Source organism: Paenibacillus sp. FW101-FHT12H11 (genome assembly GCF_058790355.1).
Window position 1 is genome coordinate 371673 of record NZ_JBYTCO010000003.1, and the last position, 11126, is coordinate 382798.

At 43.8% G+C, this 11126-nt stretch carries 9 protein-coding genes; 7 read left to right on the top strand and 2 right to left on the bottom strand.

What is annotated here, in order from left to right; all coding sequences use genetic code 11:
• Positions 1-34: 34 nt before the first annotated feature.
• Both AC3WTJ_RS11885 and AC3WTJ_RS11890 read right to left on the bottom strand, forming a co-directional pair.
• Positions 35-754: a response regulator gene (locus AC3WTJ_RS11885; RefSeq protein ID WP_492521902.1), complete on the bottom strand. Its 720-nt coding sequence runs from the start codon at positions 752-754 to the stop codon at positions 35-37.
• A complete protein-coding gene (locus tag AC3WTJ_RS11890) occupies positions 723-2360 on the bottom strand; it encodes an ATP-binding protein (protein WP_492521903.1) in 1638 nt (545 codons plus the stop codon). The genes AC3WTJ_RS11885 and AC3WTJ_RS11890 overlap by 32 nt, the downstream gene beginning before the upstream one ends.
• A 220-nt stretch (positions 2361-2580) precedes the next feature.
• Here AC3WTJ_RS11890 and AC3WTJ_RS11895 point away from each other — a divergent pair, with 220 nt between their 5' ends.
• The 7 genes from AC3WTJ_RS11895 to AC3WTJ_RS11925 all read left to right on the top strand — a co-directional run bounded on the left by AC3WTJ_RS11895 (position 2581) and on the right by AC3WTJ_RS11925 (position 11011).
• Entirely contained in the window at positions 2581-3642 is a 1062-nt protein-coding gene (locus AC3WTJ_RS11895; protein WP_492521904.1) for a tripartite tricarboxylate transporter substrate binding protein, read from the top strand.
• A 57-nt stretch (positions 3643-3699) separates the two neighbouring features.
• Positions 3700-4161, top strand: coding sequence for a tripartite tricarboxylate transporter TctB family protein (locus AC3WTJ_RS11900; RefSeq protein ID WP_492521905.1), 462 nt, complete (start codon positions 3700-3702; stop codon positions 4159-4161).
• 1 nt (position 4162) lies between these two features.
• Entirely contained in the window at positions 4163-5689 is a 1527-nt protein-coding gene (locus AC3WTJ_RS11905) for a tripartite tricarboxylate transporter permease (protein WP_492521906.1), read from the top strand.
• A gap of 107 nt (positions 5690-5796) precedes the next feature.
• Positions 5797-7236, top strand: a complete 1440-nt coding sequence (locus AC3WTJ_RS11910) for an NAD-dependent malic enzyme (RefSeq protein ID WP_492521907.1) — start codon at positions 5797-5799, stop codon at positions 7234-7236.
• A 313-nt stretch (positions 7237-7549) separates the two neighbouring features.
• Positions 7550-8509 (top strand): ABC transporter permease, encoded by a 960-nt coding sequence (locus tag AC3WTJ_RS11915; protein ID WP_492521908.1) that lies wholly within the window; start codon positions 7550-7552, stop codon positions 8507-8509.
• Between the two features lie 40 nt (positions 8510-8549).
• Positions 8550-9431: a carbohydrate ABC transporter permease gene (locus AC3WTJ_RS11920; protein WP_492521909.1), complete on the top strand. Its 882-nt coding sequence runs from the start codon at positions 8550-8552 to the stop codon at positions 9429-9431.
• A 59-nt stretch (positions 9432-9490) separates the two neighbouring features.
• On the top strand, positions 9491-11011 hold the full coding sequence (locus tag AC3WTJ_RS11925) for an extracellular solute-binding protein (protein ID WP_492521910.1): 1521 nt from the start codon (positions 9491-9493) through the stop codon (positions 11009-11011).
• Positions 11012-11126: the final 115 nt, after the last annotated feature.

Sequence of the window (11126 nt, forward strand, 5' to 3'; positions counted from 1 at the left end):
CTCGGCGGTTTCCAAGCTAGTGGCAGTTGTCATTTTAGGATTCCTTTTTTCGATATACTCTTTCTGGACGTCCTACGACGCCATATGAAAGATCAGCGATGACTTCTCCTGAAGAGACCAAATGCTCTAGATAACGGCGTCCTGTCGAGCGACTTACTCCAATTTCTTTGGCTATCTGTTCTGCCGTCATGCCACTTACCGCCGTGGAAATCGCTTGAACGATTTTGACTAGCGTCAGTTTGTCGATGCCTTTTGGAAGGAATGAAGTCTCAATGCGTATATCCTTTTTGCCCGAACCAGACATTAGGCGGTCTACGTCGCCTTGATTGATGGTGCTGCTGTTATTCAAACGATTCAGCTCATGATGAAAATCCAGATAGCGCAGTAACGTTTCCTGTAGCCGATTAAAAATAAGCGGCTTCATGATATAGTCGAAAGCTCCGCTACGAACGGCTTCCTTAATAGTCTCAACTTCTTTAGCTGCGGTAATCATAATGACGTCTGTATCTCGATAATGTAGTCGAATATAAGAGAGCATATCCAATCCATTGGCATCTGGAAAATAAACATCAAGAAGGACGAGATTAGGCAGTAAGATATCTAACTGCTCTTTGGCCTGCACCTCGTCCGTAGCGATTCCAACCACGTGGAAGCCTTCTACCTTTTCAATAAATCTACGGTTAATTTCAGCGATTCTTACATCGTCCTCAATAATTAAAACTTCAATTGTTGCTTGTTGACGATCCAGGCTCATGGATATGACTCCTTGCTGTGGAAATAGGATGTTTTGGTATGGCAACGGTGAAGATGGTGCCGCCTATTGGATTTTTTTGATAAGTGATATATCCATTCAACTTGTGTACGGCATGTTGGACAAGCGCTAGACCTATGCCCCGATGCTCGCCAGTCTTGGTTGAGAATCCTTTAGTAAACACTACTTTGCTCACCTCGTCAGAAATTCCAACTCCGTGGTCTTCGCATTCAATAATTAGATCTTCACCGAGATCCGTTAAAAATAATTTCACAATCGGGGTTACCTTTTCCCCGCCAGCCAGAACGGCTTCCATGGCATTATCAACCAAATTACCGATAATAGTAACGAGCAAATTTCGATCGATCGCCTTTGGAATATCCGCAAACGAACTTTCATGATCGAGCTCAAACGTCAGTTTAAGTTCTTGTGCATGATTGAACTTTCCTATTAACAGCCCCCCAATCATCGGATCAGGAATTTCATGCATAATGAACTGCACCCAATTCTGATGAATATCCGACTCCTTGGATATGAGATCTACCGCTTCTTGATACGATTCCAATTGGATAAGCCCGGAAATGACATACAGTTTGTTTGAAAATTCATGCGTCTGTGCTCGCAAAGCTTCTGCGAAGCGTTTCACCTGTGAAAGCTCTTCGGCCAAGCGGTAGAGATCGGATTTGCTTCGAAAGCTGGAAACGGCGCCGGTTACCCCATGCTTCCTGCTCACGATGGGCACACGGTTTACGATGACGTCATGGTCTCCAATCAGCATTTCATGATCAAATTCAGCTTCCCCTGTTCGAACCACCTCATTCAGACGAGTATTAGGAATTATGTCTTCAATGTGTCTGCCTGTGATTTTAGCACTGGTGGGCAGTTCTAGCAGCTGCAATGCATATCGGTTCGCCATTGTAATGATGCCGTCACTGTTTACGGCAATAATTCCTTCGCGAATAGTTTGCAGAATGGCTTGCTTCTCCGTGTATAGTTCGCCAATCTCTTTTGGCTCTAGTCCATGTATAGAACTTCTTACATTTCGTGCAATGAGGACAGAGCCAATAAGCCCGACTACAAGCACGATGAGAGATACTAGCTCAATACGGGATTGGTAAACAGTAGTAGTGATTGCAATATCCTTGGTAAGAAATCCAACAGAAACTATGCCGATTACTTTTCCGTGATCATCCAATACGGGAGCCTTCCCACGGAGGGAGGGGCCAAGTGAGCCAACAGCTTTGGAAATTATCGATTGTCCCTCCAACACGGGGCCGTTATCACCGCCGACCATTTCTTTACCAATTCGATCTGGAAGCGGATGTGAGTAGCGGATGCCATCGCGATTCCCAACAACAATGTACTCGGCATCGATTTTATCACGGATACTTTCGGCGATAGGTTGAATGATGATAGAAGGATCGACTGTTCGAAAGGCAGAACGAATTTCGGGCATACTGGCAACGGTTTCCGCGACCTTGAGTGCGCGCGTACCGATCTGATCCTCAAGTGCTCTAGTCATGATGTAATAAAAGATACTTCCTAAACTGACTATGACCAGGAATAGGAGAGAGCAAATTACTAAAATGAGCTTTGTTTGCAGCCTCATTACCAAATTGCCCCCTTTTTTGCTTGTATTGTATCATAAAGCGCTATCATTTTGATGATTATAGGGTGTCCGAGTCCGTGAACAATATGAACAAAATGTTCAAAACAACGTTAATTCAACTAATCTCCATAAACTTCCCAAGAAGAACCCATAGATGATATTCTGAAAACGCTTTAAAGAAAGCGCATACAAATATGAAAATAAAGATGGAGGGGTTCTTTTGATAAAACAATTTTTAATAGGTTCATGGAAAGTTACGGCCGTTAGTCTTCTTGCAGTTAGTTTGGTTGCTTGTGGGAACGGTGCTGCCAAGCCGGCAACAACGACAGCAGCCGCGGATAAAAGCAAAGAATCAGTAACGAAGTCCAATTATCCGGAGAAAGCGGTTAGCATTGTTGCTCCTTCAGGTGCAGGAGGTGGTTGGGACATGACGGCTCGGACAATCGCCAAAGTACTGACGGAAACTAAAGTCATAGATAAGCCGGTTACTGTTGAGAACAAGCCAGGCGGCGGAGGTACCGTATTTATGGCGGAGTACGCGACAAAAGATGTGAAAGACAATTACAAGCTATTTGTCAGTTCGCCACCTATTCTGATTAATCATTTAAAAAAAGAAGGCAACACGCCTTACGGGTACAATGATACGACGCCATTAGCACAGTTGACAAAAGACTACGGCGCCATTGCAGTAGCGGCAAATTCAAAATATAAAGATTTGAAATCACTTCTTAACGATATGAAAGCTGATCCAACAAAGATTACAGTAGCGGGTGGTTCTGCTCCAGGATCAATGGATCATCTTGTTTCCATTCTTCCGGCATTTAAATACGGCATTGATCCGAAGAAAGTAAAATATGTGTCATATGATGGTGGTGGAGAAGCCGTTACAGCGCTGCTTGGTGGAAACGCCGATGTGTTGGGTACGGATGCATCCTCCTTAGATCAATATGTAAAAGCAGGTAAAATTCGAATACTTGCTGTTGCCGCGCCGGCCCGTTTAGGCGGCAGTTTGAAGGACATCCCAACGATGAAAGAACAAGGCGTCGATGCAGAGTTCATGATCTGGCGCGGTTTCTTTGGTCCGAAGAATATGAGCGCGGATGCCAGAAGCTACTGGGAAGCTGCGATCCAGAAAATGGTAGAGTCGGATGCTTGGAAAAAAGAAATGCAAGCAAACAGCTGGGAAACAGATTATAAGAAAGCGGATGAGTTCAGAGCTTACTTAAGCCAGCAAGAAAACCAACTAAAAGATATGCTGACGGCGCTTGGCATGCAGAAATAAAAGCTAAGGGAGAAGAGACTTCTCTTCTCCCTTGCTCTTAGGATAGGAGGAAGAGAGATGAATACTACTTTTGACCGGTATGCCGGCATTGCCTTTTTCGCTGTTGGTGTGACGTTTATTATTGGTTCCTTAGGTATTTCCACTAGCGCTTACGGGAGTAATGTTGGTGCCAACATTTTCCCCATGTTTCTAGGTTCGTTCTTGTCATTGATGAGCATTCGTCTCATTTATGAAACCTTCCGTAAACAACGTTCAGAAAAACGTAAAGAAAACTTGGATTACAAAAGATTTGGCATCATTTTTATTACAGCAGTCTTATATGCTTTATTTCTTGAAGAAATCGGTTTCGTCATTTCCACGTTTTTATTCTTGATGATCGGGTTCCAAACGATGCAAAAGGGGAAATTATGGGTTTCCTTTGTTATTGCCGCCGGTTTCTCTTATGGTGTCTATTATTTGTACGTCAATGTGTTGGATGGATCGCTTCCCGGATTCCCTACATGGTTAGGGGGCGTATAATATGAGCACAGTTGATTACGTACTACACGGTTTAGGTACTGCCATGCAGTGGCATAATGTCATTTTTGTATTTCTTGGAGTATTAATTGGTACTGTCGTTGGGGTGCTTCCGGGAATCGGCCCGATGAGTGGTGTAGCTCTTCTGATCCCGATCACGGCAACAATGACCGCAGGCTTAGTTCCTGAGGAAGCAGCAACGAGTTCAATTATTTTGTTGGCAGGGGTTTATTACGGCGCGATGTATGGGGGGTCGACGACTTCCATTCTTCTTAATACGCCGGGTGAGTCATCGTCTGTCGTCACAACGTTGGACGGTTACCAAATGGCGAAACAAGGCAGAGCGGGAGCAGCACTTGCTATCTCTGCTATTGGTTCCTTCGCAGCCGGGATTATTTCGTTAATTGGGTTAATCTTCTTAGCTCGTCCCTTGTCGGCGGTAGCTATTAAATTTGGACCAGCCGAATATTTCTCGCTTATGGTGCTTGGCTTACTTGCTATTAGCGGACTAGCCGGCAAATCCATGGTGAAGGCTCTTATAATGACGGCTTTTGGGCTATTGCTCGCAACAATCGGTATTGACAACGTTTCGGGTGTGGAAAGATTCACATTCGGCATTCCTGAATTATATCAAGGCTTGGAGTTCCTAACAGTCGCCGTCGGCACCTTTGCCGTTGGGGAAGTGTTTAAAACAATTCTCCAACGTGAAGGCAACGATGGCGAGTTGGCCAAAATCAATCGTATTCTGCCGACGAAGCAGGATTTGAAGGACAGTGCGGCACCTATCGCACGCGGTTCCGTGCTTGGCTTCTTTATCGGCCTGCTGCCTGGCGCAGGCGCCATTCTTGCTTCATTCTTTGCCTATATCGTGGAGAAAAAGATTAGTAAAAATCCCGAGAAATTCGGCAAAGGAGCCATTGAGGGCGTAGCCTCGCCGGAGTCTGCCAACAACGCCGCCTCCGGAGGCGCGATGATTCCACTATTAACACTGGGGATTCCTTCCTCAGGTACAACCGCGATTCTGATGGGGGCTTTCATTATGTACAATGTGCAGCCAGGTCCACTGTTATTCCAGGATCATCCGCAGCTTGCATGGGGCGTCATTGCCAGCATGTTTGTCGGTAATCTTATGCTTTTGATTCTAAATATGCCTCTGGTTAAAGTGTTTGCTAAAGTGATTGAAACACCAACCAAATATCTGATTCCATTAATTATCGTCTTTTCGGTATTTGGTGTATACGCCGTTCAGTATTCGACTTTTGACTTGATGCTCATAATGGGTTGTGGTTTGGTCGGTTACTTCCTGGCTAAGAATGATTACCCGCTAGCTCCGCTAGTACTTGGTCTTATTCTTGGTCCAATGATGGAAAACAATATGCGAAGAGCGCTTACCATTTCCAATGGCGACTTCATGATCTTCCTGCAGAAGCCTATCTCGCTTGTTTTCCTAATTATTGGGTTGCTTTGGATTTGTATTCCACTGATCATGAAATTGAAAGGCAAAAATGTTCTTGTGAACGAGGAAGGATAAAGCTATTGTACTAACCGCATTTGTCTTTTTTGGAAAGATTTTTCTTTTATATCTACTACGTGCAGCTGAATTTCTTAAGCAATGGCACGAAATAATGGAGGCTTCAAATGAAACAAACAATGGGTGGTAAAAACATTATTCTTCGTTTGGAGCTGCAGACGGAGCAGATTCACTTTGGTCAATTGATAACGGTCATTACAGAAAACGGGGGGGACGTTATCGCAATTGATGTTATTCAGACAGGTTCGAATTGGACTGTCCGTGATATTACCGTTTCCGCTGCGGAACAAATCCAGCTAGATAAGATAACCGCAAGGATGAAAGAGCTTGCCGGTGTACGGCTTGTTCATGTGTCTGACCGTACATTTCTACTTCATCTCGGCGGCAAAATCGAGATGACGCCCAAAGCGCCTATTCAAAACAGAGATGATCTCTCGAGGGTGTACACGCCTGATGTCGCCAGAGTTTGTATGGCAATACATGAGAACGCTGATAATGCTTACAAGTTAACGATTAAACGAAATACGGTCGCAGTCGTTTCCGATGGCAGTGCTGTTCTCGGGCTTGGCAATATTGGGCCGTACGCAGCGATGCCGGTAATGGAGGGCAAAGCGATGCTGTTCAAGCAGTTTGCGGATGTCGATGCGATTCCTATCTGCTTGAGCACGCAGAGCACTGATGAAATCGTCACAACAATCAAACATTTAGCACCTGGTTTCGGCGGCATTAATCTGGAGGATATTTCATCACCTCGTTGCTTCGAAATTGAAGAGCGACTACGTAAGGAACTGGACATTCCAGTGTTTCATGACGACCAGCACGGTACAGCCGTCGTCCTATACGCTGGGCTTATCAACGCTCTGAAAGTTGTTGGTAAACGGATTCAAGATGTCAAAGTTGTCATTTGTGGAGTTGGTGCAGCAGGTATTGCCTGCTCAAACATTTTACTTGCTGCTGGTGTGAAAGAGTTGATTGGTGTAGACCGGGAAGGAGCGCTACTTCGCACGGAAGATTACACAAATCCGATGTGGAACGGGTACGCGGAGCGGACGAACCCTAACCTGCGGACTGGATCCCTTCATGAAGTAATCGATGGAGCTGATGTGTTTATAGGATTATCAGCAGGAGGCGTACTGAAGCGAGAGGATGTGGAGCGGATGTCAAAACGTCCTGTCTTGTTCGTGATGGCAAACCCAACACCTGAGATTCATCCTGAAGAAATTGAGGATATTGCAGGCGTTATCGCTACAGGTCGTTCGGATTTCCCTAATCAAATTAATAACGTTCTTTGTTTTCCTGGTATTTTCCGTGCGGCTCTGGACTGTCGGGCTGCTATTATCAATGAAGAGATGAAGCTTGCTGCTTCCGCAGCGATTGCTTCAGTCGTAACACAAAAGGAGTTAAACAAGCTCTATATCATCCCAAGTGTATTTAATCAGGAAGTTGTGAGACGTATTCGTGATTCCGTCATCCAAGCTGCAATTCAAACAGGGGTAGCACGGCGAATTCCGCGAGAGTTCCGTCAGACGGAGCAAGATTGGTTATGAAAGATATTTTCGATAAACATGGTCTTTCGGTAAGAGGAGTGTAGCCAACTTGGGGAGAGTTAGTTTTCCTATTAACGAACACTCGTAGAGATGCATGTTGACTTAAGTCCCTTTGCGAGTTTTCGCGAAGGGGCTTTTGTCTATGGAACAAATATATGATCACACGAAGATTTCGCACGACCTAAAGTCCTTGCCCTGTAAGGGTTTTCACGAATCAAATAAAGAAGTTAAATGAGTACGATAGCCTGTAACGAAGATGATAACGTATCATACGAGATATAAACGAATAACATTTCAGTCAGGAGGAAGTCGAGTGACGCGACCATCGGATACACTGGTGCAAGGAGCTCAAATTAGCTCATTTAAACGATCACAGCTTGTACGAGATCTCCTAAGAGATCGATGGATGTATTTACTTTTGTTTCCTGGAATCTTGTATTTTGTCGTATTTAAATATGTACCGATGCTTGGTCTGGTCATGGCGTTTCAGGACTACAAGCCTTTTACTGGATTTATAAACAGTCCATGGGTTGGTTTCAAACATTTTGAACGGTTTTTTGCGGAACCCCAATTCTGGTCACTATTTCGAAATACTTTACTGTTAGCCATCTATAATTTAGTCTTCTTTTTTCCTCTTCCTATTATTTTAGCCCTTATGGTTAATGAAGCGAGAAGAGAGATGTTCAAACGAATTGTCCAAACCCTGCTTTATTTGCCTCATTTTATTTCGTGGGTCGTTGCTGTCGGTATTTTTTATGTACTATTTACGACAGAGGGTGGCGTCGTGAATGAGTTGCTTGTACACTTTGGTTTTGAGAAAATTCCTTTTATGCTAAGCGAGGAATGGTTCAGACCGATGATCATTAGTCAGTCGATCTGGAAAGAGGCTGGTTGGGGTACGATTATCTTTTTAGCTGCTTTGTCAGGGGTAGATTTGCAATTATATGAGGCCGCTCGGATGGATGGTGCTGGTCGGTGGCGTCAGCTCTGGCACATTACTATTCCTGCTATCCGGAGTACGATTGTGATCCTGTTTATTCTAAGATTGGGCAGTTTCCTGGATACAGGTTTTGAACATATCTTTCTTATGTTGAATTCAATGAACCGGGAAGTTGGAGAAGTGTTCGATACCTATGTGTATATGAAGGGTTTAACACAGGCTCAGTATAGCTACAGTGCTGCAGTTGGTTTGTTCAAATCGTTAGTTGGGCTGGTACTTGTGCTTGGCGCGAATCGTTTAGCGAAGAGGTTAGGCGAAGAAGGCGTGTACTAAAATATGATCACGAGAAGCTCTAAGGAGGTGGAGATCAACAATGCCAACGAATGACAAGACATTAAGCAATAAAATGTTCGATTGGGTTAACTATGCGCTACTGACCCTCGTTTCCTTGATCACGATTATTCCCTTTGTTTATATTCTTTCGGTTTCGTTTGCAGCCCCTTCGGAGGTTGTCAAAGGCGGATTGCTGCTGATACCTACCAAATTTACGCTTAGCGCGTATAAATACATTTTTTCAACGGATACGATGATTAGAAGTATCGGTGTATCGATTTATGTAACCGTTTTAGGAACATTGATTAATGTAATTTTGACTTCATTTACAGCGTATCCATTAGCTCGTGCCACATTGCGTGGTCGTAAAATATTCATGCTTTTGATTCTGATTACAATGCTTTTCAGTGGCGGGATGATCCCAACCTACTTCGTCGTTAAATCGGTTGGATTAATCAATTCCTATTGGTCTCTTATGATTCCAACAGCAATCAGTGCGTTTAACTTAGTTGTTCTGAAAAACTTTTTTCAGCAAATCCCAGATGGGTTGGAAGATGCTGCGAGAATTGACGGATGCAACGATATCGGCACGTTGTTCAGAATTGTTTTGCCTTTGTCTATGCCGGCTATGGCGACTTTCGGACTGTTTTACGCGGTAGGACATTGGAATACGTTTTTCCACGCGGTCATTTATATCAATGATTCTGAGAAGTGGCCCGTACAGGTGGTGCTTAGGCAAATTGTGCTTATGTCTCAAGATAAAATTGGAGATTCGGCCTCACAGTCCGATCCTACAGATTATTTACCCCAAACGATTCGGATGGCTTCAATTGTGGTTGCAACAATACCAATTGTTCTTGTCTATCCTTTCTTGCAGAAGCATTTCGCCAAAGGCGTTTTATTAGGTTCGGTAAAGGGATAGCCTATTAAGGTTTATCTTTGTATATGTACCATATTATTCTTAATTATGGAGGGGTAAGAATGATTAAAAAAAGGTATATAGCTTTATTTTGTTCCATCGCGTTGACAACAGCTGCACTTGCAGGATGTAGTAACAGCACCGATCCGAAGAAAGAGGAGAAAGGAGCGGTGGACAACACGCCTTTAGAAGTGACGATTGCTACACCGCAAGTTGGAGAAGCGCCTAAAAAAGGCAGCGATATTGAGCAGGCGATAGAGAAATATACGAATGCCAAAATCGATATTCAATGGATTCCAGATGCTGCTTTTGAAGACAAGAAGAACATCATGATTGCTTCCAACGAAATGCCTAAAGCGTTTAAAGTGAAAGCTAACGCATCGACACTTAATGCCATCCAGTCCGGCTTATTCTGGGAAATTGGTCCATTGTTGAAGGATTACAAAAATTTATCGGAACTTAGCCCAATGTATTACGATAACATTAAAGTGGACGGCAAACTGTATGGGCTTCCGTTATACCGTGATATTGGGCGTGCCGGCATCATTTACCGCAAAGACTGGTTTAGTGCGCTTGGCATAAAGCCTCCCGTTACACTGGATGATTGGTACAACATGGCGAAAACGGTTGCAGAAAAAGATCCTGATAAGAACGGTCAAGCAGATACCTACGGTTTCTTCCTAGATAAAAACTATAATGATCCAGCTGCTAGTGCCAGCTTTATGACTCGACTTTCTGTTCCGAATGGAGCACCTAATAAGTGGGGAGTTGAAAACGGTAAAATCGTTGCTGAATTTATGACGAAGCCATACATGGATTCTTTGAAGTTGTTAAAACGTTTGTATGCTGAGAAATTAATTAATCAAGATTTCTCCATCGTGCAATCGGCTGATTCTGATAACAAATGGAATGCAGGTAAAGTGGGCATCCGTGTTAACACGGTAGCTACAGCTGCGCAGCTTTCTTCTGACAATGTTCTGAAGTCTACGCCGACAGCAGCTGTAGATGTAGTGCCATTTGAAGGTCCATCTGGACTTAAAGTACCCGCTGAGTCTGGAAACAATGGCTTCTTCTTATTCCCTAAATCCAGCGTGAAAACAGAAGCAGAGCTGAAGCGTCTGTTAGGTTTCTTCGATAAGCTGCTTGATGCTCAAATGTCTACATTGTTGACGAGAGGTGTTGAAGGCAAACACTTTACGAAAACAGAGGATGGCAAAGGTCAATTTAAAGATCTGACGTTGTTTAACCTTGAAGTGAAACCATATCGTGACAGCTTGCCTTCCTTTGAGACAGCAGGTAAAGGATTACCTTTGAAGCAATCCGAGCTGCAGGCAAAAGGTTCGAAAATAGCGGATGACAATCTGAAAAGTGTCGTGCCGAATGTGGCTTTGACGTATTATTCAAAGACATATACAGAAAAAGGAGTGGAGCTGGATAACATGATTCGTGATGCCCAAACCAAATACATTATGGGGAAAATCGATGATGCCGGCTGGCAAAATGAGCTTGATAAATGGTTGAAAGCAGGCGGTGAGAAGGTCATCGCTGAATATTCGGAAGAATATACTAAACAGAAGAAATAGAGCGTTCAATCAATAGAAGTCATGTTTCAAGCAGCCGTCCGGGTATTAACAGTCGGGCGGCTGGTTTTGGTATACTAGGGTCGTTAAAACGAAAGTAAACAGAAGTGAGGAATTC